Origin of the sequence: Bradyrhizobium sp. HKCCYLRH3099 (genome assembly GCF_051167855.1) — a bacterium.
Lineage (GTDB): Bacteria > Pseudomonadota > Alphaproteobacteria > Rhizobiales > Xanthobacteraceae > Bradyrhizobium.
Window position 1 is genome coordinate 19,345 of record NZ_JBNPTW010000016.1, and the last position, 22,489, is coordinate 41,833.

A 22,489-nucleotide genomic window follows, 5' to 3' on the forward strand; every position below is an offset into this window, starting at 1 on the left:
GTTCGTATCGGGTTTAGGTTGCTGAGCGGTTAACCCGCGTTGCAGGAACGAAACATGCAAGCGGCGAGGTTGCAGCGCGCGCTGCGATCGCTGTGCGTGGTAAACAGCGGCGTGGCCAGAGTGGTGAAGATTCCGTCAATGAAGGTGGTGGATGAAATCCCAAGCTCGCCTGAATGAAGCGGAACTCGTGCACACTCTCCAATCGTCATTCTGGTCATCCAGTACGCCGCGGCCTCGGTGGACTCACAATCGACTCGGTGGACGGGATCGCCCGGTCAAGCCAGCGATGACAGCTGTGGTGAGACGATCAAGCCTGCCCACGCGTCATTGCGAGGCGCTCTTGCGCCGAAGCAATCCAGGGGCCGTGGAGGCAGACCGTGTGTGTGGCCCCTGGATCGCTTCGCTGCGCTCGCGATGACGGCTGTGGCTCGAGCTCCGCTGTCATGCCCGCGCAGGCGGGCGCGCGAAGCTCGAGCCCGGAATCCATAGCCACGACTGGACATGAGGAGACGAGATGCGCATGACGTTTGTCTTCGATAAGCCACGGCCTGTGGTTATGGATTCCGGGTTCATTCGCGCTGCTTCAAAATGGCTGCGCCCTTTTGCGCGCGAATGCCCCGGAATGACGGCGGTGGGGATGAGACTTCCCCCTTCGTTCGCTTGCTAAGCGAGCACAAATCGAGCGCCGCTCATCCCAAACGAAAAAGGCCGGCAGTTCATGCCGGCCTTCATCAATTCACGTCAATCACCACAAGCATCACGCCTGGCTGGCGATCTCCTTGCCGAGCGCGGATTGCGCGGCGGCGAGGCGGGCGATCGGCACGCGGTAGGGCGAGCACGAGACGTAGTTCATGCCGACCTTGTGGCAGAACGCGACCGAGGCCGGATCGCCGCCATGCTCGCCGCAGATGCCGACCTTGAGCGTGGGCCGCGTGGCGCGGCCGCGCTCGACGCCGATCTTGACCAGTTCGCCGACGCCGTCGCGGTCGATCGAGATGAACGGATCGATCTCGAGGATGCCCTTGGCGACGTAGGCGCCGAGGAAGCTGCCGGCGTCGTCGCGGCTGATGCCGTAGGTCGTCTGCGTGAGGTCGTTGGTGCCGAACGAGAAGAACTCGGCGGCTTCCGCGATCTGCCCGGCCATCAGGGCGGCGCGCGGCAGCTCGATCATGGTGCCGACCTGGTACTCCAGCTCGGCGCCGGTCTCGCGGATCACGGCCTGCGCCATCGCGTCGATGCGCGCCTTGACGAGATCGAACTCCGCCTTGGTCGCGATCAGCGGCACCATGACCTCGAGGCCGACGGATTCGCCGGTGCGCTTCTCGGCCTCGACCGCCGCCTCGAAGATCGCGCGCGCCTGCATCTCGGCGATCTCCGGATAGGCGATCGCCAGACGGCAGCCGCGGAAGCCGAGCATCGGGTTGAACTCGGACAGCTCACGGGCGCGGTCGGCGAGCCGGCGCGGATCGGTATTCATCGCGCGCGCGACTTCCTCGACCTCGGCCTGGGTGTGCGGCAGGAACTCGTGCAGCGGCGGATCGAGCAGACGGATCGTGACGGGAAGTCCCTTCATGATCTCGAACAGTTCGACGAAGTCGGCGCGCTGCATCGGCAGTAGCTTGGCGAGCGCGGCGCGGCGCTCCTGCTCTTCCTCCGAGAGGATCATCTCGCGCACCGTGCGGATGCGGGTCTCCTCGAAGAACATGTGCTCGGTGCGGCACAGGCCGATGCCCTCGGCGCCGAACTTGATCGCGGTGCGCGCGTCCTCCGGGGTGTCGGCGTTGACGCGCACGCCGGTCTCGCGCACGGCGTCCGCCCAGCCCATCAGGGTGCCGAACTCGCCGGACAGCTCCGGCTCGATCATCGGCATCCGCCCCGCTAGCACCTGGCCGACGGAGCCGTCGATGGTGATGACGTCGCCGGTCTTGAAGGTGCGCGAGCCGATGCTCATCGTGCCCCGGCCGTAGTCGACGCGGATGGTGCCGCAGCCGGAGACGCAGGGCTTGCCCATGCCGCGCGCGACGACAGCCGCATGCGAGGTCATGCCGCCGCGCGTGGTCAGGATGCCTTCGGCGGCATGCATGCCGTGGATGTCCTCCGGCGAGGTCTCGATGCGGACCAGGATGACCTTGCGGCCGTCGGCCTGCAGCTTGGTGGCTTCATCCGACGAGAACACGATCTCGCCGGACGCAGCCCCCGGCGACGCCGGCAGGCCGGTCGCGACGACGTCGCGCTTGGCGGCGGGATCGATGGTCGGATGCAGCAGCTGGTCGAGCGAGGCCGGATCGACGCGCAGCACGGCGTCGTTCTGCGAGATCAGGCCCTCATGGGCGAGCTCGACGGCGATGCGCAGCGCCGCCTTGGCGGTGCGCTTGCCGCTGCGGGTTTGCAGCATCCAAAGCTTGCCGCGCTCGACCGTGAACTCCATGTCCTGCATGTCGCGGTAGTGCTTCTCGAGCAGCGTGTAGATCCGCGTCAGCTCCTTGAAGGCCTCGGGCATCGCGACTTCCATCGAGGCCTTGTCGGAGCCGGACTCGATGCGCGCGTCCTCGGTGATGTCCTGCGGGGTGCGGATGCCGGCGACGACGTCCTCGCCCTGCGCATTGATCAGGAACTCGCCGTACAGCTTGCTCTCGCCGGTCGAGGGATTGCGGGTGAAGGCGACGCCGGTCGCCGAGGTGTCGCCCATGTTGCCGAACACCATGGCCTGGACGTTGACGGCGGTGCCCCAGGATTCCGGAATGTCGTGCAGCTTGCGATAGGTCACCGCGCGGGCGTTCATCCAGGATGAGAACACCGCCCCAATGGCACCCCACAGCTGGTCATGCGGGTCCTGCGGGAAATCCTTGCCGGTCTCGGTGGCGACGGCATCCTTGTACTTGCCGACCAGCATTTCCCAGTCTTCCGACGAGAGGTCGGTGTCGAGCTGATAGCCCTGGCTGTCCTTGAAGCTGTCGAGGATGTCCTCGAAATGATGGTGCTCGAAGCCGAGCACGACATCGGAGTACATCGTGATGAAGCGGCGATAGCTGTCGAAGGCGAAACGGCGGTCTCCGGACAGCTGTGCCAGCGCTTCGACCGTCTGGTCGTTGAGGCCGAGGTTGAGCACGGTGTCCATCATGCCCGGCATCGAGGCGCGGGCGCCCGAGCGCACCGAGACCAGGAGCGGGTTTTCCGGATCGCCGAACTTCTTGCCGGTGAGCTTGCCGATGTAGTCGAGCGCCTTGTCGACCTGCGACTGCAGCTCCTTCGGATAGGTCTTGTCGTTGGCGTAGAAGTAGGTGCAGACCGAGGTCGGGATGGTGAAGCCCGGAGGCACGGGCAGGCCGAGATTGGCCATCTCGGCGAGGTTGGCGCCCTTGCCGCCGAGCAGATCGCGCAAGCCCGCTTTGCCCTCGGCCTTGCCGTCGCCGAAGGTATAAACCCACTTGTTCGGCTTGATTGCGGTGACCGTGCTCTTTGCTGCGGGCTTCGCGGTCTTGGCCGCAGCCTTCGCAACCGGCTTGGCGGCAACCTTGGCCGGCTTCTTCGGAGCGGTTTTCACTGGCGCTTTCGGCGCCGTCTTCGCAGCAGACTTGGCAGGCGCCTTGGCCGGGGCTTTGGCAGCCGTCTTCAGCGCCTTGCGCGGTGGAGCGAGCGGAGCGGCCTTGGCCTTACCCTGCTTGGAAGGCTTTGATTTCGCTGCGACTTTTTTAGACTTCGCTACCGCTTTGGCCATGAGATGCTTCGATCCGCAAATGGGAGGAGAAATCGCGCGCCTTACACCACTTTGGGCGCTGCGGCGCAAGCACAGAGGTTCCCGACCTTGGGCTGAGGCGCCCCTCGGAAAACTAGAAGTGGAGCCACTTCAGCAGCCCCATGCCGATGAGGCCGTTCAGAATGAGAAAGATCGCGACGATGAAGTTCAGCAGCCGCGGCATGATCAGGATGAGGACTCCGGCGATGACGGACATGATCGGCGAGATATGGGCAACGGTCAGGTGCATCCGCGAACTCTGAATGGGATTGAAAGAGGAGGTTGGGCGATTCGATCGGGCGGGACCTTATCCCGGCTGATCGTGGCGGAATAGGAGACGCGCGGCGCGGGTTCCGGTTCCCAAAAGCGAGGAACTGCCGCGAAAATGCCCAGTGTTCCCGTGGGAACGATGGCTGAAGGGCAGCATTGGGGAGCAGGTACCCGGCGCGTGCCGGCCTCTCACTTGAGCGTTCAACAGCCAAGGAGTCCTGCTCATGCGAACCCAACTCACCCCTCGTGGCTGCAGTCGTGATCCCGGCGGCCGCGCAGGCGCAGTCCTATACGGTCGGCCGCAGCGTCGTCGTGGAGGATGACGCGCCGCTTATCACCGTGGAGCGGCGTCCGGAATTCCGCGAATACGTCGTGCGCGAGCGTGTTCCCAACTATGTGATCCCCGATCGCGTCGTTGTGGGGACCGTTCTGCCGGAGTCAGGTGTTACATATTACGACGTTCCGCAGCGCTTCGGTGCGACACCTTATCGCTACACGGTGGTGAACGGCGAAACTGTTCTGGTCGAACCGCGATCGCGGCGGATCATTCAGGTGGTTGAGTAGTTATAGAGACGCATTTGGTCGCCAACGCCCCCGCAAGCGGCCAGATGTAAAGGCCCTGCCCGGTTCCCCCCGCCGGGCGGGGCTTACTTTTTTGGCGCTGTCATAGCTTAGCTCGTCATCGCGAGCGCAGCGAAGCGATCCAGGGGCGACACTGACAGTCTGCCTCCACGGCCCCTGGATTGCTTCGGCGCAAGAGCGCCTCGCAATGACGCGTGTGGCAGGCCTTGTCACCGTCACCACAGCTGTCATCGCCCGGCTCGACCCGGCGATCCCGTACGCCGAGACGACTGTGTGTCCACCGAAAAGCCGCGGCGTACTGGATTGCCTGCCTGCGCCGGCATGACAGCGGAGTTCGAGCCACAGACGTCATCGCGAGCGCAGCGAAGCGATCCAGGCTGCTCAGCCCTCGATCTTCGAGAAATCCGCCACCGCGCGGGTGGCGCTGCGGATCTCGTTCAAGAGCTTCAACCGGTTCTCGCGGATCGCGGCGTCGTCGTCATTGACCTTCACCTTGTCGAAGAACGCATCGACCGCCGGACGAAGCTTCGCCATCGCGCTCATCGCCGCGGCGAAATCCTCCTTGGCGACGGCAGCGCCCGCTTCGGCAGCCACCTCGCCGATCGCCTTCGCCAGCGCCTTCTCCTCGTCGAGCTTGTACAGCGCCGCGTCGGCAGCGCCCTCGAATTTGCGCTTGTCCTTCTTCTCCTCGATGGCGAGGATGTTGGAGGCGCGCTTGGTGCCGGCGAGCAGGTTCTTGCCGTCGTCGCTGTCGAGGAATTTGCCGAGCGCCTCGACGCGGCGGACGACCATCAACAGATCATCCTGGCCGCCGAGCGCGAACACGGCGTCCACGAGATCGTGACGCGCGCCCTGCTCGCGCAGTTGGACTTTTAGGCGGTCAGCGAAGAAGGAGAGCAAATCGGCCGTGAGCTTGTCAGGCTCATGCGCGCTCTTCACCTGCAGGCCCGTCAGCGCGGAAGCAGAGACTTGCAACAACGACAGGCGCAGCACATTCTCGGTGATCAATCTGATCACACCCAGCGCCGCACGGCGTAGCGCGTACGGGTCCTTCGAGCCCGTCGGCTTCTCGTCGATGGCCCAGAACCCGACCAGCGTATCGAGCTTGTCGGCCAGCGCCACCGCCACCGCAACCTTGTCGGTCGGCACGCGATCGCCCGGCCCCTGGGGTTTGTAGTGCTCCTCGCAGGCCGCGGCAACCGACGCGTCCTCGCCTTGGGCGAGCGCGTAGTACCTGCCCATCAGGCCCTGCACTTCCGGAAACTCGCCGACCACCTCCGTCAAGAGATCGGCCTTGGCGAGCTTTGCCGCACGCGCGGTCTTCGCGGCATCGGCGCCGACCAGCGGCGCGATCTCGGCGGCGAGCCGCTCGATGCGAGCGATCCGCGCGGCCTGCGTCCCCAGCTTCTCGTGGAACACGATCTGCTCGAACTTCGGCAGCCGATCCTCGAGCCTCGTCTTCAAGTCCGTCTCATAGAAGAACTTCGCGTCCGACAGCCGGGCACGGATGACGCGCTCGTTGCCGGCGATGATGGTCTTGCCGCCGTCGGTCGCCTCGATGTTCGCCGTGAGAATGAACTTCGGCGCGAGCCCTTCGGTCTTAGGGTCGCGCACCACGAAGCATTTCTGGTTGTTGCGGATGGTGGCGCGGATCACTTCGCCGGGGACCTTCAGGTACTCCGGGTCGAACGAGCCCATCAGCACGACCGGCCATTCGACGAGGCCGGAGACCTCGTCGAGCAACACCTGGTCCTCGACCAGCTCATAGCCTTGCGCGAACGCCAGCTGCTTGGCGTCGGTGACGATGGTGTCCTTGCGGCGCTGCGGATCGAGCACGACCTTGGCGTCGAGCAGTTTGGCCTCGTAGTCCTCGAAGCGGCGCACGTTGAACGCAGCCGGCGCCAGGAAGCGGTGGCCATAGGTGGTCTGCCCGGCCTCGATGCCGTCGACCGCGAAGCTCACGACATCGGGCTCCTCGGTCTCCAGCCCGAAGGTCGCGGTGATCGCGTGCAGCGGCCGCACCCAGTTCAGCGCGCCCGGCTTTTCCGAGCGCTTGCCCCAGCGCATCGATTTCGGCCACGGGAAGGTGCGCACGATCACCGGCAGCATCTCGGCGAGCACGTCGAGCGTGGCGCGGCCGGGCTTCTCGATCAGCGCGACGTAGAAATCGCCCTTCTTCGGATCGCGCTGGATCGTCGCCTCGTCGAGCGAGGACAGGCCGGTGGCTTTCAGAAACCCCTGGATCGCCGCATCGGGACCGCCGACGCGCGGGCCCTTGCGCTCCTCTTTCAGGTCCGCCTGTCGCGCGGGAATGCCGTGCACCGTCAGCGCCAGCCGCCGCGGCGTCGCGAACGCCTTGGCACCCTCGTAGACGAGGCCCTCGGCGACCAGCTTGTCGGTCACCATGCGGCGCAAATCCTCGGCCGCCTTGGCCTGCATGCGCGCGGGGATTTCTTCGGAGAACAGTTCGAGGAGAAGATCGGGCATTAGTTGAACTCGTTGGTCGGGCTGGCGCTGCTGCGCTCCCCTCCCCCACGCCGCAATCGCGCAGCGATTGTCGGCAGCGGGGAGGGGTTGGGGGTGGGGGTCGGCGCGCGCTGAAGGTGGTGATGAGCGTCGTCAGGACTGACGAGGACTTTGTTGTGGGCGATCGAGCGCGCGGCTTGATGCAAAGGCGTGTGGCGCCCCATCAGGCATATCGCCCGGAGACCCCCACCCCCGCCCCCTCCCCGCAAGGGGGAGGGGGGCAGAGGCACCGCGTGTGTTGCGACGTTCGACGGCACGAAAGATCTCGATTCATATCAAAATGAGGACGACTTCAGCGGCGCGCGCTCAGCCAGCTGTCGCAGCCCCCGCCCCGCCCGCTTCCGTGTGCAGCCAGGCTTCGCCGCAGGCTTTCGCCAGTTCGCGGACGCGCAGGATGTAGCTTTGGCGCTCGGTGACGGAGATGACGCCGCGGGCATCGAGCAGGTTGAAGACGTGGCTGGCCTTGATGCACTGGTCGTAGGCCGGCAGCGCCATCAGGTGCTCCTTGCGGCCCTCGCGCCAGCCGGCGTCGAGATACTTTCGGCAGGCGCCTTCGGCCATCTTGAACTGCTCGAACAGCATGTCGGTGTCGGCATGCTCGAAATTGTGCCGCGAATATTCGCGCTCGGCCTGCAGGAAGACGTCACCATAGGTGACCTTCTGATCACCGTCCCGGCCGTTGAAGTTGAGGTCGTAGACGCGGTCGACGCCCTGGACGTACATCGCCAGGCGCTCGAGGCCGTAGGTCAATTCGCCCGCGACCGGCGCGCATTCGAAGCCCGCGACCTGCTGGAAATAGGTGAACTGCGACACCTCCATGCCGTCACACCAGCACTCCCAGCCGAGGCCCCAGGCGCCCAAGGTCGGGCTCTCCCAATCGTCCTCGACGAAGCGGATGTCGTGCACGGCGGCGTCGATGCTGATCGCGGCGAGCGACTTCAGGTACAAGTCCTGAAGGTTCGGCGGCGACGGCTTCATGATCACCTGGAACTGGTAGTAGTGCTGCATCCGGTTCGGATTCTCGCCGTAGCGGCCGTCCTTCGGCCGCCGCGACGGCTGCACATAGGCCGCGTTCCACGGCTTCGGCCCGAGCGCGCGCAGGGTCGTCGCGGGATGGAAGGTGCCGGCGCCCATTTCCATGTCGTAGGGCTGCAGGATCACGCAGCCCTGCTCGGCCCAGAACCGTTGCAGGGCCAGGATGAAGCCCTGGAACGAACGTTCGGGGCGCATGTGCGGAGGCAGCTCGTCCATCGTCGGCATCGGTCTTTCGCGCAGGTCTGAAAAGCGCGCGGACCGTATCGGCGAGGGCATCAGGAATCAAGGCAATAGGCCGATGACGGCGGCCTAGTCAGCCGCCGATTCGAGGCGCGGACGAGGTCAGACCGGCCGGTAGGCGCCGGTGACGGGATCGCGGCGCAGGGTCTTGATCTCCGCCGGAGCGGCCTCGGCGACGCGCGACAGCCGCGCCTCTTCGAGCTCGTGATTGATCTTCTGCGCGGTCCTGTAGGCCCAGCGAACCACGGCAAGCCCGCCCAGCATTCCCGCGAAAGCAACGAACGGCGGCATTGGTCGATCCTTGTTCATGAGGAGTGCCACCCCCGACTCATATTGTCGCTCATCCGTGTTCCCCTCGCAATCCGGATTGCGAGGGGCGAAATGACGCGAAGCCGGGCTCTAGAACCCGAAACGGGCCCAGATTGCGCGGGTTTCGGCGGCGGAGATCAGCTCCTCGGCCAGCCCCGCCCAGCCGCCTCCGAGTGCAACGCTGCCGGCGCCCCCCGGGGAGCGGCGGCCGAGCAGGCCCGACAGCAGGCCCGCGGCCGGCGCCACCACGGGCATCCCCACCTTGTCGCCGAAGCGCGCCCGCAGCACCGAGCGAAGATCGCCGATGGCATCCGCCAGCCCGAGCGACACGGCGGTATCGCCGGCCCAATATTCGCCGGTGAACAGCACGTCGTCGGCGCCCTTGAGTTTCGTGGTGCGGCTCTCCTTGACCAGCGAGATGAACAGCGCGTGGATCTCGCGCTGGATCTTCTTGAGCCGCGCCACGTCATCGGGATTTTCGGGCAGGAACGGATCGAGCATCGCCTTGTGCTCGCCGGCCGTATAGAGCCTGCGCTCGATGCCGATCTTCTTGATCAGGTCCTGCAGCCCGAACGAGCCGCCGACCACGCCGATCGAGCCCAGGATGGACGAGGGATCGCAGAAGATCTCGTCGCCCGCGCAGGCGATCATGTAGCCGCCGGACGCCGCCACGTCCTCGACGAACACCAGCACCGGCAGCTTCTTCTCGGCCGCGAGCTGGCGGATGCGCAGATAGATCTGACGCGACTGCACCGGTGAGCCGCCGGGCGAGTTGATCACCAGCGCCACCGCCTTGGCGTTGCGCATCGAGAACGCCCGCTCCAGCATCTTGGCGACGCCGGCAAGCGTCAGCCCGGGACGCAACGGCGTCACTGCGCCGATCACACCGGACAGGCGGACCACGGGCACCACCGGCGCACCGCGCAGCCTGGCCGGGAGCAGCGCCTTCAACCGATCGAGCGGCCCCTCTGCAGCGGCAGGTTGTGTCAAATTGTCCACCATCCAGTTACCTCGAATTTACCATTTTTTATCGCCCCACTGCCATTCAATGGGCTGGAACGCGCCTTGCTATGCCCTGGGCAATGGCACGGCGAGCGAAGTTGCAGAGTGCGGCGGAGGAATCCATGAAGGTCTACCTGTTGATGCTGCTGATCGGTACTCTCTTGACTGCGATCCGTTTCACGGCGGTAACCGAACGCCAGTCCGAGGCGCAGACGCAGTAACGCGCGACCCCGATCACCCGTTCAGGGAGCCGGCCAAGGCCAGCTCAAGGCCAGCTCCCCCTTCCCTTCCAACACCCGTCTCGCGTCCTCATTCGGCACACCTGCTGCCTCATTCAGCACCACGCTTGCGAAAATTTGCGTCGGCGCCCGGCCTCCCTTAACGGCCCGGACCAGGATACGGATTGCCGGCTTTCCGGCTTGGCCATGCACCGGCTGCAGCACCAGGCTGCCGAAGCCCCGCGCCAGCGCCGCCAGCACCTCTGACAGCCCATCCGCCCGCCAGATCAGCGTCAGCGCTCCTCCCGACTTCAGCATCCGCCGCGCCGCATGCGTCCAGGTCTCCAACGTCGTCCCGGTCGCCATATGCGCCGTCGCGCGCGCCTGATCCGGCGAGGCGCGATGCCGGACGGCATCGTGGAATGGCGGGTTCATCAGCACGACGTCGACGCTGTCAGGTCCGAGCCCGGCCGCCGCAAACGCCGCCGCGTCAGCGGCGACGTCCAGCACGGCCACGTCCGCCTGCAGATCGTTGGCATGCGCATTGTCGCGCGCGAGGCCGGCAAGATCTGGCGCGCGCTCGACCAGGGTCAACGCAAGCCCGCCGACGCGCCGCGCCAAAGCAAGCCCCGCGGCCCCTACGCCAGCACCGAGATCGACCACGCGATCACCCGGACGGGCGGCCGTGGCGGCGGCCAGCAGGATCGCATCGTGGCCGGCGCGATGGCCGCGCGTGGGTTGGCGCAGGCGCAATTGCCCGCCGAGAAAGGCGTCCTCGGTGAGGTCGGCGGCGTCACTCATCCGGACGCAATTCATGCGCGAGCCCGGCCTCGGTCAGCAGCCGCCGCGCCTGCAGATTGTCGTCCTCGTGCACCAGGATTCGCCGCGGCAGGATGCCGAGTGAGCCCTCAATGATGCTCATGTTCTGGTCGAGCACGAGATGATGGATGTCGGCGCCGTCCAGCAGCGCCCCGACTGCCGAAACCAGCACGATGTCATTGGTCCGAACCAATTCCTTCAATCGTTATGTCTCCGTGCAGGTCAAGGTTCCGTGTCCCGCCCTTGCCGCCTGCGGCCGCAGTTTCTATTGTCGATCCCTAGGATAGCAAAATTGGAGACCAGCGTGGCGGTTATCGTACCTTTCGAAAGTCCATCGGGCGCTTCGATCGATGGGCTGGTCGGTCTGGTCGCGGCCGACATGGAACGAGTGAACGCCACGATCATTTCGCGGACCGGCTCAGACGTCACGATGATTCCGGAGGTCGCCAATCATCTGATCTCCTCGGGCGGCAAGCGGCTGCGGCCGATGCTGACGCTCGCGATGGCGCATCTCACCGAGTACGGCGGCGACGGTCACGTCAAGCTCGCCGCGGCCGTCGAGTTCATGCACACCGCGACGCTGCTGCATGACGACGTGGTTGACGAAAGCGAAATGCGCCGCGGCAAATTGTCCGCGCGCATGCTGTGGGGCAACGAGGCCAGCGTGCTGGTCGGCGACTTCCTGCTCGGCCAGGCGTTCCGCATGATGGTCGAGGTCGGCTCGCTGCGCGCGCTCGACATTCTCTCGGCCGCGGCCGCCACCATCGCCGAGGGCGAGGTGATGCAACTCGCCGCCGCCAAGAACACCGCGACCACCGAGGACGAATATCTCGCCGTGATCCGCGGCAAGACCGCCGAGTTGTTCGCCGCCGCCTGCGAAGTCGGCCCGGTGCTCGCTGATCGTCCCAAGGCCGAGCAGACCGCGTCGCGCTCCTTCGGCATGAATCTCGGCATCGCCTTCCAGCTCGTCGACGACGTGCTCGACTATGGCGGCAAGGCCGCCAAGCTGGGCAAGAATGTCGGCGACGATTTCCGCGAGGGCAAGATCACCCTGCCCGTCGTGCTCGCCTTCCGCCGCGGCAGCGACAGCGAGCGCGCGTTCTGGATCAAGTCGCTGGAGCGCGGCGAGATCAACGATCATGATCTCGACCACGCCATCGGCCTGATGAACAAGCATCGCGCGCTGGAAGACACGATCAGCCGCGCGCATCATTATGGTGCGATGGCGGTGGATGCGCTGGCGCTGTTTCCGGGATCACCGATGAAGACGGCGCTGGAGCAGGTCGTGGCGTTCTGTCTGGCACGGTCGCATTAGTTCGCGGGGGTGCGTCTCCACCCTATGGTGTCATGCCCGCGCAAGCGGGCATCCAGTACACCGCGGCTTCTCGTGGACTCACGATCGTCACGTAGTACCGGATAGCCCGGTCAAGCCGGGCGATAGCAGCGGTGGTGAGGCGACCAAACCTGCCACACGCGTCATTGCGAGGCGCTCTTGCGCCGAAGCAATCCAGGGGCCGTGGAGGGGACTGTCCGTGTCGCCCCTGCATCGCTTCGCTTTCGCTCGCGATGACGGCTGTGGTTTGAGCTCCGCTGTCATGCCCGCGCAGGCGGGCATCCAGTACGCCGTGGCTTATCGGTGGACTCACAATCGTCTCGGCGTACTTGATCGCCTGGTCGAGGCCGGGCGATGGCAGCGGTGGTCAGGCGATCAAGCCTCCTACACGCGTCATTGCGAGGCGCTCTTGCGCCGAAGCAATCTAGGGGCCGTGGAAGAGACTGTCCGTGTCGCCCCTGCATCGCTTCGCTTTCGCTCGCGATGACGGCGGAGCAGCTAACTCAGCGTGCCCGCGTGCACCCACCACTCCGGATGCGCGGCGGCGATCGCAGCACCCGCCACCTTCGCATCCACCTCGCTGCCATAGATCGCGAAGCACGTCGCGCCCGAGCCCGACATCCGTGCCAGCAACACGCCCGTGCTCGCACGCAATGCCTCAAGCACGGTGCCGATGACCGGCTCCACCTTCAGTGCTGGCGGCTCGAGATCGTTCTTCACCTGATCCAATGCGCTGACCCAATCGCCGATTGACGAGCCAGCCTTCGGCCACGCCGGCGCAGCGAGCACGTCGGTCACCCCGACCAGCAGATCACCCGGCTTCAGCCCGAGCGCCTGGAACACGTCCTTGGTCGCGACCGGCACGCGCGGATTGATCATCACGCAAGGCAAGACCGGCAGCGCGAGCGGCTGCAGGTTTTCACCGACGCCAGTCATGGTGCAGGCGCGCGAGGGCACGCAGACCGGCACATCGGCGCCGGTCTTCAGCGCCACCGCCTGCAGGCGCGGATCATCCAGCGCCAGGCCGTTCAGCGTCGCCAGCAGCCGCAGCGCGGCTGCTGCATCGGCCGAGCCGCCGCCGATGCCGGCAGCCACCGGCAGCACCTTCTCCAGGGTGAACGCGCCGAGCTTCAGGCCCGGCACGGCCTCCGCCAACAGCCGCGCCGCCTTGAGCACGAGGTTGTCCGACGTGTCGCCGCAGGCGTCCGCCAGCGGCCCGGTCGTGGTCAGCGTCAGCCCCTCGCCCGGCAGCAAGGTGAGCTGATCGGCGCAGTCGGCAAACGCGACAACGCTTTCGAGATCATGATAGCCGTCGACGCGGCGGCCGACGACGCGCAGCGTGAGATTGACCTTGGCGCGGCCCTGCTCCTGCAGCGCGCCGGTGACCGTGGACGCCAACATCGGCGCTTTGCCCCCAACATCTTCCGTGGCGCAGGCCGGGATCGCACTCGGCCCGCAGCCGAAGCGAACGTGGCCGTCACCACCACACCTTCATCAAAATCAATCCGGGCTCCTCGGCAAGCCGAGGAGCCCGTGATGGCTCTCACATCGTGATCGGTAGGACCTAACCGCCCTTGCCGTCGTCCTTCTTGGCGTCGGCCGGCGTGTCCTTGGTATCGTTGCTGGCCGCCGCAGGCGCCGGATCATCGGCCAGGCCGTTCTGGATCTTGGCCTCGATCTTCGGCAGCTCTTCCGGCTCCGGCTTCAGGTCGCGAGCGTGCGCCCACTGAAACTTGGCTTCCAGCTTACGGCCGATCTTCCAATAGGCGTCGCCGAGATGGTCGTTGATGGTCGGATCCTCGGGCTTCAGATCGATCGCGCGCTCGAGGTTCTTCACCGCCTCTTCGTAATTGCCGATGCGGAAATAGGCCCAGCCGAGCGAGTCGACGATGTAGCCGTCGTCGGGGCGCTGCTCGACGGCGCGCTTGATCATCTTCATGCCTTCGTCGAGATTGACGCCCTGGTCGATCCAGGAATAGCCGAGATAGTTCAGCACGTGCGGCTGGTCGGGCTGCAGCTCGAGCGCCTTGCGCATGTCGGCTTCGGCCTTCGGCCACTGCTTCGAGCGCTCCAGGCAGATGCCGCGATAGTAATAATAGACGCTGTTGGCCTTGTCGTTGTTGGCGGGCAGCGAATCGACGCCGAGCGAATAGGTCTTGGCGCAGTCGGCGAACTTCTTGCGGCCGCGCTCGATGTTGCCGAGCGCCATGATGGCTTCGAGATCCTTTGGATCCTGCGCGATCACGTCCTTGAGGATCTTGATCGCCTCGTCGCTGCGGTCGGCGGCATCGAGATCGGTCGCGAGCTGGATCTGCGCGTTGCGCTTCAGCGGCGAGCTTGCCGGCACCCGCTCATACACCTTGATCGCCATCTGCGGCTTCTTCACCGTCTCGTAGAGATCGGCGAGCGACAGCAGCGCCAGCGGATGATTCGGCTGCAGGTGCAGCGCGAGCTGCAGATAGACCAGCGCGAGGTCCTCGCCGCCGCGGCGGCTCAGGGTGGCGCCGATGCCGTAAAGCGCCTCGGCGGCGCCGGCCTGCGGCGAATCGACCAGCGGCGGGATCTTCTTGCCGGCCTTGGTGTCGCGCAGGCCTTCCTGCACCAGCGGATGGCGCGCGAGCTTCTTGTCGAAGGCCTCATAGATCGCGGTGGCGGAGGCCGCGTCCTTGTTGCGCGACAGCCAGTGCGCATAGGCCTCGGTGATGCGCAGCATCGAATCGTCGAGCTTGTAGGCGCGCTCGAAGCGGGCGCCCGCCTCCTTCTCCTTGCCGGCGAGCTCGAGGATCATGCCGGCATGGAGGTCCTTGAACAGCGGGTACCAATCCGGACCGGTGAGCTTGTCGATGTTGGCGACGGCGCCCTTGGAGTCGCCGGCGCCGGCCGTGGCCCAGGCCGACAGCAGGGTGGCGACGAGGTCGGTGATCGGCCCGCGCACCGACTGGTTGATGTTGTTCTGCGCGGCCGCGTATTTCTTCTGCTTGATGTCCTGCACGCCCATCACGAGACGCGCGATGCGGTTCGACTTGTCGACCGCGAGCACACGCTCTGCGAGCTTCACCGCTTCGTCGATGTCGCCGTCGGCGACCGAGGAGATGAAGGCGCGATCGAGCAGCTCGTTGTTCTTCGGATCGGTGCGCAGCGCGGAGCGGTAGAACGCCGCCGCCGAGGCCGCGTCGCGCTCCACGCTGGCGTGGCGGGCGGCGAGATAGCTGCCCGAGGTGGTGAGCGACTTCAGATCGACGCTGGTCGGAAACTTCGCGGTGTTATCGGCCGGGTGATCCGGCGTCTGTGCCAGAACGGTACCGGGAAGCAGCAAGGCGGCAACGGCAATTGCGGTCCAGCGATTGCGAATGGATAACATCACGGTGCGCTCTGGTTGTTGGAAATGACGGATCGGCACGGACGAGACCCCGATCGGCAGCTCTTCAGCGCGCCGACAATGCCGCGTTTGGCGGCCAACCGCAAGGATTTGCAGGATATTCGGGTCAGCCGGAAGCCCCTTTGGCAAAGCTGACCTGCGTCAAACCGCGCCAGTATGGCCGTATCGTGACCGGCCGCCCCTCCCGGGGCAGCCGACTCACGCAATCGTGCGCAAAAAGGCGCGACTTACATCGCCTCGTAGTTCGGGCCGCCGCCGCCCTCCGGAGGAACCCAGGTGATGTTGCCGTTGGGGTCCTTGACGTCGCAGGTCTTGCAGTGGACGCAGTTCTGCGCGTTGATCACGAAGCGCGGGCTCGCGCCGTCCTCGACCCATTCGTACACGCCGGCCGGGCAATAGCGGTTGGAAGGCCCGGCATAGACGTCGTGCTCGGAGCTCTTCTGCAGCGCCATGTCGGCAACCTTCAGGTGTACCGGCTGGTCTTCCTCATGGTTGGTGTTCGACAAGAACACCGAGGACAGCTTGTCGAAGGTCAGCTTGCCGTCCGGCTTCATCGCAGGCTTCGGCTGGTGCGCCTTGGCGGGATCCAGCGTGGCGCGATCCGGCTTGACGTGCGACTGGGTGCCGAACAGCGAGAAGCCGAGCGTGTTGCACCACATGTCGAAGCCGCCGAGGACGACGCCGAGCACGGTGCCGAACTTCGACCACAGCGGCTTGACGTTGCGGACCTTGAACAGGTCCTGCCCGACCGGCGAATCCCGCCAGGCTTTCTCATACTCCACCAGTTCGTCATTGGCCCGGCCGGCGGCGAGCGCGGCGTTCATATGCTCGGCCGCGAGCATCGCGCTGCCCATCGCATTGTGCACGCCTTTGATGCGCGGCACGTTGACGAAGCCGGCCGCGCAGCCGATCAGCACGCCGCCGGCGAACGACAGCCGCGGCACCGACTGATAGCCGCCCTCGGTGATGGCGCGCGCGCCATAGGCGAGACGCTTGCCGCCCTCGAACACCTCGCGGATCGAGGGATGCGTCTTGAAGCGCTGGAATTCCTCGAACGGCGACAGATAGGGATCGTCGTAGTTCAGATGCACGACGAAGCCGACCGCAACCAGATTGTCGTCGTAGTGATAGAGGAACGAGCCGCCGCCGGTCTTCATGTCGAGCGGCCAGCCGAACGAATGCTGGATCAGGCCCTTCTTGTGCTTGGCGGGATCGATCTGCCAGACTTCCTTGAGGCCGATGCCGAATTTCGGCGGCTCGCTCTTGGCGTCCAGCGCGAACTTCGAAATCAGCTGCTTGGAGAGGCTGCCGCGCGCGCCCTCCGCGAACAGCGTGTACTTGCCGAGCAGCTCCATGCCGCGGGTGAACGAGGCCTTCGGCTTGCCGTCCCGGCCGATGCCCATGTCGCCGGTGGCGATGCCGCGCACCGCGCCCTGCTCGTTGTACAGCACCTCGGTCGCGGCGAAGCCCGGATAGATCTCGACGCCGAGCGCCTCGGCCTTGCGCGACAGCCAGCGGCAGACATTGCCGAGCGAGCCGATGTAGCAGTGATGGTTGTCCATCAAGGGCGGCATCGCGAAGGCCGGCAGCGAGACCGCACCGTTCTCGGTCATCCAGTAGAACTTGTCGACCTGCACCTGCGTCTTCAGCGGACAGTCGTCATCCGTGCGCCAATCGGGAATGAGCTTGTCGAGCGCGGCCGGATCGATCACGGCACCGGACAGGATGTGCGCGCCGACCTCGGAGCCCTTCTCGACCACGACGACGTTGAGATCGGCATTGAGCTGTTTCAGCCGGATCGCAGCCGTCAGGCCCGAGGGGCCTGCGCCGACGATCACGACGTCGAACTCCATGGATTCGCGCTCGGGTAATTCTTCGGTGCTCATGTCTCTCGATCTCAAGGCCCGGCTGGTGCAGTGGATGTGGCCCCTGCCGCCCCCTGGCGCAAGCAAAGGTCAAACCCGAGAGCTGCAATAGCGACAATGACTTAACTAGGGTTCCTCAAGGCGTTCGCGTTTCGCTGGAGGTGGGTCCTGAGGGGAGCGAAGGCGGCCGCCGGAACACTAGGGCGTTCCGTCCCTTTTTTGGGTTATTCCAAGCTCTTGTTTCCGATTTTTCGGGGCAGGACAACCACGTAAATGCATTCCGCCATGCGCCGGGACAGCGTAGACTGTCTTGAGTTGACGATGATGATGACCCCCGAGCCCCTCCCCGACGTCCGGCAGCTGCTCGCCTTCTATCTGGAGGCCGGGGTCGATTGCGCGCTTGCGGACGAGCCGATCAACCGGCTGGTCGAGCCAGAGCCCGCGCCCGCGGCGGTGGCTCCTGCCGCGCGGCAGGCCGCGGCGCCGCAGCCCGGCCGGCCGGCCTCGCCTGCGATCATTCCGCCGCGCGGAGAACCGCCGCCGCCTCCGGATGCCGCGATCGCCTCGGCGCGCGAGGCGGCGCGCACGGCGCCGACGCTGCAGGCGCTGCGTGAGCTGCTGGAGAATTTCGACGGCTGCGCGCTGAAACAGACAGCCTCGCGGCTGGTGTTCGCCGACGGCAACCCGGAGGCGCGCATCATGCTGGTCGGCGAGGCGCCCGGCCGCGACGAGGACATCGAGGGGCTGCCGTTCGTGGGCCGCTCGGGCAAACTGCTCGACCGCATGATCGGCGCGATCGGGCTCGACCGGACGAAGGTGTACATCGCCAACGTGATTCCGTGGCGGCCGCCCGGCAACCGCACGCCGACGCCGCAGGAGACGCAGATCTGCCTGCCCTTCATCCGCCGCCAGATCGAGCTGGTCGATCCCGACGTGCTGGTGACGCTCGGCAACCCGTCGACCCAGGCGCTGCTCGGCACCACCGAGGGCATCATGCGCGTGCGCGGCAAATGGCGCGAGTACGATACCGGCAAGCGCACCATCCGCGCGATCTCGACGTTTCACCCCGCTTATCTGTTGCGCTCGCCGTCCTACAAGCGGCTGTCCTGGCAGGATCTGCGCGCGATCGCGACGGTGCTGGCGGTTTGAAACGCCTCTCTCCGCGTCATTGCGAGCGAAGCGAAGCAATCCAGAGTCCCGCTCACGACTCTGGATTGCTTCCGCCGTCGCCCTCCGGGCTATGGCGGACAAGTCGTCGCAACTGCTCCTCGCAATGACGGAGAACGTGGATAGACCTACGTCCCCTTCGGCCGCACGATCGCCCAGCCGATGCGCAGCACCGGCTGGCGGCCGTTGATCAGCCAGTCGAAGCTGCGTGGCACTTCCGGCACCAGGCCGGGGAAGCGCTGGACCAGCTCCGGCGGCGGCGTGCCCGCGGTGTCGGAGGCGCGCCAGACCACGATGCCGCCGGTCTCGGCGAATTTCGCCGGCGTGATCCAGGGCGTCCGCTGCGGCGTGGCGTCGAGCAACAGATGCGCGCGGCGGCGGCCGAGGGCAACGAGGCTGGCGAGCCGCGGATCGCCGGCGACCGCCTGCAGCCGCTGATTGGTGCGGCGCTCGAAGCTCTCGACGAAGAAGCGCGAGATGTCGCGGGCCGGCATCGAGGTCGCGACCTCGCCGTCGCCCGTCAAAGGCTGCACCACGGCATTGCCGGCGACGAGGATGGCGGGCGCCGCGACCGCGGCCGCCCAGACCACGCGTAAGAGGCGCTGCCGGCGCAGATAGATCAGGTCGCCGGAGGCGACGACCAGGGCCAGCCCGACCATGGTCAGGCTGACCGCGGTGCCGCCGAGCACGCCAGGAAGACCGAACAGGCCGGAGATCAGGCTGCCCGCGAGCGCCGGTGCGATCGCGAAGCAATAGACGAAGTCGCGGGCGAGCGGCGGCACGGAACGGCGGTAGATGATCGGCGCCTCGGTATCGCCGCGGCTGACCCAGGAGGCATCGAGCACGACCAGCAGCAGCATCGCGGCGATCGCCAGCAGCAAGCCGCCGACGAGCGCAAGCCAGTGCCAGCCGCGCAGCGAGAGGTCCGCGAGCAGCGGCAAGGCCGGCAGGCCGACGCTGTCGGAGCGCAGCACGAAGATCAGGTAGGGCAGCGCCAGCGCCAGCACGACGAGCAGCGCGAACAAGGGATCGAACGAGCGCAGCACGCGGCGGCCCTGCGCGGTCGAGACCACGAAGCCGGCGAGCAGCAGCAACAGGAAGGCGGCCGCTGGCGTGGTCAGCAGCAGCAGCCCCGCCTCGATCGACCAGGCGAACCAGGCGTTGCGCCGGCCCTGCCCGAGAATCCGCCAGCTATGCAACAGCAGCAGCGCCCACAGCGGCCGTGCCAGCACCTCGGGACCGAATTCGAGCGTGGGCGCGCCGAACGCGGTGATGGTCATCGTGAGCAGCACCGCAAGCACGGCCTGCTGGCCGCCGACGATGGCACGCGCCAGGAGATAGATCACCCAGAGACTCAGCGCCGAACACGCCACGGCCAGCACATAGACGCCGAACAGATGGTTGCCGGCGATGCGGTAGGCGATGTCGGACAGCCAGAACGACAGCGGCGGTCCGAGATCGGTGCCGACCTGGTACTCGCGGCCGAAGGCGATGGCGGTGGCGAGCTGGCCGGGCGGGCTGCGGTAGAACAGCACGGCAAGGCCGAGCCACATCAGGGCCTGGCAGAGCACCACGATGACGACGACCAGCCGCGGTCTTGCGCGGATCAGTTCGACAACCAGGGACGTGAAACGCATGAACGGCTGGATCGCTTAGCTGGGATCGCTTTGAAGCTGGGATCGCTTGGGACGTCGGGGATGCCGGCAGGACCGCCCCTCATGCGCAGCAGCCTCGCTGTCCGACGCCCGCAATCGATACCGCACGACTGGGCGCACAACACCGCCCCCGCTGCGAGGAGTGACACTTCGTGCTGGCTGGCTGCCTCAAGCTTTAAGACCGTGGCGCGGTCGAGGCAACCGGCATCAGGTGCCAAGCGAGATTTCGGTGGACGTGACCAGCGTGATCTCCGCGAACAGATCCGGCTTGGGCTCGACCGCCAAAGGCTGATGCTTCTGCCGGGCCGCCACGACCGGGGCAAACAGGCTGCGATGATGCACCGAGGGGCCGAGCCGGTCCAAGGCGGCCAGATGCTCCGGCACGCCGTAGCCCTTGTGCTGCTCGAAGCCGTAACCGGGGCAATCCTGCGCCAGCGCGCACATCAGCCGGTCGCGCGTGACCTTGGCGACGATCGAGGCCGCCGCGATCGACATCACCAGCCCGTCGCCGCCGATCACCGCCTCGCAGTTGCAATCGACGTCGATACGGTCGCGGCCATCGACGAACACGTGCTTCGGCGCCTCCGGCAGCGCCTTCACCGCGCGCGACAGCGCCCACAGCGACGCGCGCAGAATGTTGTCGCGATCGATTCGCGACGGCGAGGCGAAGGCGACAGCAAAGGCCGATGTCTTGCAGATCTTGTCGAACAGGACTTCGCGCTGTTCGGCCGTCAGCCGCTTGGAATCATCGAGCCCCTTCGGGATGCGATTGGGATCGAGAATCACCGCCGCCGCCACCACGGGACCCGCGAGCGGACCGCGGCCGGCCTCGTCGCAGCCGGCGACCGGCCAGATGCCCTGCTTCAACAGCGCCCGCTCGCGCCGAAAGCTCGGCGGCGCCACCGCGATGACGCCCTTACCGAGCTTGCCGCCAGCGCTCGCCGCGCCTGTCTTGGCCGTGGCCTTCGCAGCGACGCTCTTCTTCGCAGCACCGGCCGCGTTCGCCCTGCCCGGCTTGTTCGCTTGGTCCCGAATCATGCGCCGCATCGTGCGGAACGGTCCAACGCAGCGCAACCGCAGCGGACCTCAATTCCCCGCTATTCCCATACGCGGGGTTCCCAATTGAGGTCGCCTCAGAACAGACTCAACTGCTGCCCGCCGCCCTTCGGCCGCACGAAATGATCCGTGGTCAGCTTGGTCCGCCGCTTGTTCAGGCCGAGCTTCTCGCACGCGATCTCGAAGCGGCGTCCGATCATCCAGGCCATCGGTCCCGTGCCCTTCATGCGCGTGCCCCATTGCGAGTCGTAGTCGCGGCCGCCGCGCATGTCGCGGATCAAGGTGAACACATGGCGATAGCGGTCCGGATAGTGCTCCAGCAGCCATTCGCGGAACAGGTCGCGCACCTCCAGCGGCAGCCGCAACAGAACATAGGCCGCTTCCTTGACGCCGGCATGAGCAGCGGCATCGAGGATGCGCTCGATCTCGCTGTCGTTGAGCGCCGGGATCACCGGCGCCACCATCACCGTGGTCGGGATGCCCGCCTTCGACAGCGCCTGCAAGGCCTCCAGCCGCTTCGACGGCGTCGAGGCCCGCGGCTCCATGGTGCGGGCCAGCTTCGGATCCAGCGTGGTCACTGATATCGCGACCTTTGCCAGATTCTTCTTGGCCATCCGCGCCAGAATGTCGGCATCACGCATCACCAGCGCCGACTTGGTGACGATTCCGACTGGATGGCCAACCTTTTCCAGCACCTCGAGGATGCCGCGCATGATCTTCCGCTCGCGCTCGATCGGCTGATACGGATCAGTGTTGGTGCCGATCGCGATCATCCGCGGCTCATAGCCGCTGGCGGCAAGCTCCTTCTCCAGCAGCGCCGGCGCGTCGGGCTTCACGAACAGCTTGGATTCGAAATCCAGCCCCGGCGACAGGCCGAGAAAGGCGTGGGTCGGGCGCGCGAAGCAGTAGACGCAGCCATGCTCGCAGCCGCGATACGGATTGATCGATCGGTCGAAGCCGATGTCAGGAGAATCGTTGCGCGTGATGACCTTGCGCGAGGTGTCGGTCGCGACCGTGGTCTTGAACGGCGGCAAGTCCTCGAGGCTCTGCCAACCATCGTCGAAGACAACACGCGCCTCCGCCTCGTAGCGGCCGCTCGCATTGGATTGGGCACCCCGGCCGCGGCGCCGGCCCCGTTCGATGGCGACCGCGAGTTCGGGAAAGTCCTTGTCAGGACCAGTCGTATCAGGACCAGACGAAGGCGCGCCCACCGGCTCGGAGGGCACCGGGACCGGCGGGCGCTTGAGGGCATGTGAAGATGCTCGGCTCATGGCCAAGACATAGCACAAAAAGAGAA

General features: G+C 66.2%; 17 protein-coding genes. 3 read left to right on the top strand and 14 right to left on the bottom strand.

The window, feature by feature from the left end; all coding sequences use genetic code 11:
- Positions 1-757: 757 nt before the first annotated feature.
- Both ppdK and ACQR1Y_RS25525 read right to left on the bottom strand, forming a co-directional pair.
- Positions 758-3,718 carry a pyruvate, phosphate dikinase gene (ppdK, locus tag ACQR1Y_RS25520; RefSeq protein WP_434876926.1) on the bottom strand — a complete coding sequence of 987 codons (2,961 nt, stop codon included), beginning with the start codon at positions 3,716-3,718 and terminating at the stop codon, positions 758-760.
- A gap of 112 nt (positions 3,719-3,830) precedes the next feature.
- On the bottom strand, positions 3,831-3,986 hold the full coding sequence (locus ACQR1Y_RS25525; protein WP_006613564.1) for a DUF3096 domain-containing protein: 156 nt from the start codon (positions 3,984-3,986) through the stop codon (positions 3,831-3,833).
- Between the two features lie 266 nt (positions 3,987-4,252).
- Here ACQR1Y_RS25525 and ACQR1Y_RS25530 point away from each other — a divergent pair, with 266 nt between their 5' ends.
- Positions 4,253-4,570: a DUF1236 domain-containing protein gene (locus tag ACQR1Y_RS25530; protein WP_434876927.1), complete on the top strand. Its 318-nt coding sequence runs from the start codon at positions 4,253-4,255 to the stop codon at positions 4,568-4,570.
- Between the two features lie 399 nt (positions 4,571-4,969).
- On the opposite strand, the gene glyS is transcribed toward ACQR1Y_RS25530, so the two are convergent.
- The 6 genes from glyS to ACQR1Y_RS25560 all read right to left on the bottom strand — a co-directional run bounded on the left by glyS (position 4,970) and on the right by ACQR1Y_RS25560 (position 10,939).
- Complete coding sequence (gene glyS / locus ACQR1Y_RS25535; RefSeq protein WP_434876928.1) at positions 4,970-7,075, bottom strand: glycine--tRNA ligase subunit beta; 2,106 nt, start codon at positions 7,073-7,075, stop codon at positions 4,970-4,972.
- 345 nt (positions 7,076-7,420) lie between these two features.
- Positions 7,421-8,365, bottom strand: coding sequence for a glycine--tRNA ligase subunit alpha (locus ACQR1Y_RS25540; protein WP_434877152.1), 945 nt, complete (start codon positions 8,363-8,365; stop codon positions 7,421-7,423).
- A gap of 126 nt (positions 8,366-8,491) precedes the next feature.
- Positions 8,492-8,680, bottom strand: a complete 189-nt coding sequence (locus tag ACQR1Y_RS25545) for a hypothetical protein (RefSeq protein WP_434857032.1) — start codon at positions 8,678-8,680, stop codon at positions 8,492-8,494.
- A gap of 108 nt (positions 8,681-8,788) precedes the next feature.
- On the bottom strand, positions 8,789-9,700 hold the full coding sequence (locus tag ACQR1Y_RS25550) for a S49 family peptidase (protein WP_434857033.1): 912 nt from the start codon (positions 9,698-9,700) through the stop codon (positions 8,789-8,791).
- Positions 9,701-9,942: 242 nt separating this feature from the next.
- Positions 9,943-10,719, bottom strand: coding sequence for a tRNA1(Val) (adenine(37)-N6)-methyltransferase (locus ACQR1Y_RS25555; RefSeq protein ID WP_434876929.1), 777 nt, complete (start codon positions 10,717-10,719; stop codon positions 9,943-9,945).
- Positions 10,712-10,939, bottom strand: a complete 228-nt coding sequence (locus tag ACQR1Y_RS25560; RefSeq protein ID WP_434857035.1) for a DUF2007 domain-containing protein — start codon at positions 10,937-10,939, stop codon at positions 10,712-10,714. Before ACQR1Y_RS25560 ends, ACQR1Y_RS25555 begins: the two co-directional genes overlap by 8 nt.
- A gap of 102 nt (positions 10,940-11,041) precedes the next feature.
- Between ACQR1Y_RS25560 and ACQR1Y_RS25565 the strand changes: the two genes are divergently transcribed.
- Positions 11,042-12,052 carry a polyprenyl synthetase family protein gene (locus ACQR1Y_RS25565; RefSeq protein WP_434876930.1) on the top strand — a complete coding sequence of 337 codons (1,011 nt, stop codon included), beginning with the start codon at positions 11,042-11,044 and terminating at the stop codon, positions 12,050-12,052.
- A gap of 516 nt (positions 12,053-12,568) precedes the next feature.
- Here ACQR1Y_RS25565 and ACQR1Y_RS25570 read toward each other — a convergent pair.
- From ACQR1Y_RS25570 to ACQR1Y_RS25580, 3 genes are all read right to left on the bottom strand, one after another.
- Positions 12,569-13,471 (bottom strand): 4-(cytidine 5'-diphospho)-2-C-methyl-D-erythritol kinase, encoded by a 903-nt coding sequence (locus tag ACQR1Y_RS25570; RefSeq protein WP_434876931.1) that lies wholly within the window; start codon positions 13,469-13,471, stop codon positions 12,569-12,571.
- A 163-nt stretch (positions 13,472-13,634) separates the two neighbouring features.
- Positions 13,635-15,431: a tetratricopeptide repeat protein gene (locus ACQR1Y_RS25575; RefSeq protein ID WP_434876932.1), complete on the bottom strand. Its 1,797-nt coding sequence runs from the start codon at positions 15,429-15,431 to the stop codon at positions 13,635-13,637.
- Between the two features lie 245 nt (positions 15,432-15,676).
- The gene (locus tag ACQR1Y_RS25580) at positions 15,677-17,335 is read right to left on the bottom strand and encodes an electron transfer flavoprotein-ubiquinone oxidoreductase (RefSeq protein ID WP_434876933.1); all 1,659 of its coding nucleotides are present in this window, start codon (positions 17,333-17,335) and stop codon (positions 15,677-15,679) included.
- A gap of 306 nt (positions 17,336-17,641) precedes the next feature.
- Between ACQR1Y_RS25580 and ACQR1Y_RS25585 the strand changes: the two genes are divergently transcribed.
- Entirely contained in the window at positions 17,642-18,463 is an 822-nt protein-coding gene (locus tag ACQR1Y_RS25585) for a uracil-DNA glycosylase (RefSeq protein WP_434877153.1), read from the top strand.
- Positions 18,464-18,609: 146 nt separating this feature from the next.
- On the opposite strand, the gene ACQR1Y_RS25590 is transcribed toward ACQR1Y_RS25585, so the two are convergent.
- The 3 genes from ACQR1Y_RS25590 to ACQR1Y_RS25600 all read right to left on the bottom strand — a co-directional run bounded on the left by ACQR1Y_RS25590 (position 18,610) and on the right by ACQR1Y_RS25600 (position 22,463).
- On the bottom strand, positions 18,610-20,118 hold the full coding sequence (locus tag ACQR1Y_RS25590) for a glycosyltransferase family 39 protein (protein ID WP_434857039.1): 1,509 nt from the start codon (positions 20,116-20,118) through the stop codon (positions 18,610-18,612).
- 225 nt (positions 20,119-20,343) lie between these two features.
- Positions 20,344-21,183 carry a ribonuclease HII gene (locus ACQR1Y_RS25595; protein WP_434876934.1) on the bottom strand — a complete coding sequence of 280 codons (840 nt, stop codon included), beginning with the start codon at positions 21,181-21,183 and terminating at the stop codon, positions 20,344-20,346.
- An 86-nt stretch (positions 21,184-21,269) separates the two neighbouring features.
- Positions 21,270-22,463: a PA0069 family radical SAM protein gene (locus ACQR1Y_RS25600; RefSeq protein WP_434857041.1), complete on the bottom strand. Its 1,194-nt coding sequence runs from the start codon at positions 22,461-22,463 to the stop codon at positions 21,270-21,272.
- Positions 22,464-22,489: the final 26 nt, after the last annotated feature.

Bases quoted from the DNA above. Each gene is read 5' to 3' on its own strand.
- ACQR1Y_RS25555 (WP_434876929.1), bottom strand. From the start codon at position 10,719: ATGAGTGACGCCGCCGACCTCACCGAGGACGCCTTTCTCGGCGGGCAA.
- ACQR1Y_RS25585 (WP_434877153.1), top strand. From the start codon at position 17,642: ATGACCCCCGAGCCCCTCCCCGACGTCCGGCAGCTGCTCGCCTTCTAT.
- ppdK (WP_434876926.1), bottom strand. From the start codon at position 3,718: ATGGCCAAAGCGGTAGCGAAGTCTAAAAAAGTCGCAGCGAAATCAAAG.
- glyS (WP_434876928.1), bottom strand. From the start codon at position 7,075: ATGCCCGATCTTCTCCTCGAACTGTTCTCCGAAGAAATCCCCGCGCGC.
- ACQR1Y_RS25580 (WP_434876933.1), bottom strand. From the start codon at position 17,335: ATGAGCACCGAAGAATTACCCGAGCGCGAATCCATGGAGTTCGACGTC.
- ACQR1Y_RS25550 (WP_434857033.1), bottom strand. From the start codon at position 9,700: ATGGTGGACAATTTGACACAACCTGCCGCTGCAGAGGGGCCGCTCGAT.
- ACQR1Y_RS25540 (WP_434877152.1), bottom strand. From the start codon at position 8,365: ATGGACGAGCTGCCTCCGCACATGCGCCCCGAACGTTCGTTCCAGGGC.
- ACQR1Y_RS25575 (WP_434876932.1), bottom strand. From the start codon at position 15,431: ATGTTATCCATTCGCAATCGCTGGACCGCAATTGCCGTTGCCGCCTTG.
- ACQR1Y_RS25595 (WP_434876934.1), bottom strand. From the start codon at position 21,183: ATGCGGCGCATGATTCGGGACCAAGCGAACAAGCCGGGCAGGGCGAAC.
- ACQR1Y_RS25590 (WP_434857039.1), bottom strand. From the start codon at position 20,118: ATGCGTTTCACGTCCCTGGTTGTCGAACTGATCCGCGCAAGACCGCGG.
- ACQR1Y_RS25545 (WP_434857032.1), bottom strand. From the start codon at position 8,680: ATGCCGCCGTTCGTTGCTTTCGCGGGAATGCTGGGCGGGCTTGCCGTG.
- ACQR1Y_RS25525 (WP_006613564.1), bottom strand. From the start codon at position 3,986: ATGCACCTGACCGTTGCCCATATCTCGCCGATCATGTCCGTCATCGCC.
- ACQR1Y_RS25600 (WP_434857041.1), bottom strand. From the start codon at position 22,463: ATGAGCCGAGCATCTTCACATGCCCTCAAGCGCCCGCCGGTCCCGGTG.
- ACQR1Y_RS25570 (WP_434876931.1), bottom strand. From the start codon at position 13,471: ATGTTGGCGTCCACGGTCACCGGCGCGCTGCAGGAGCAGGGCCGCGCC.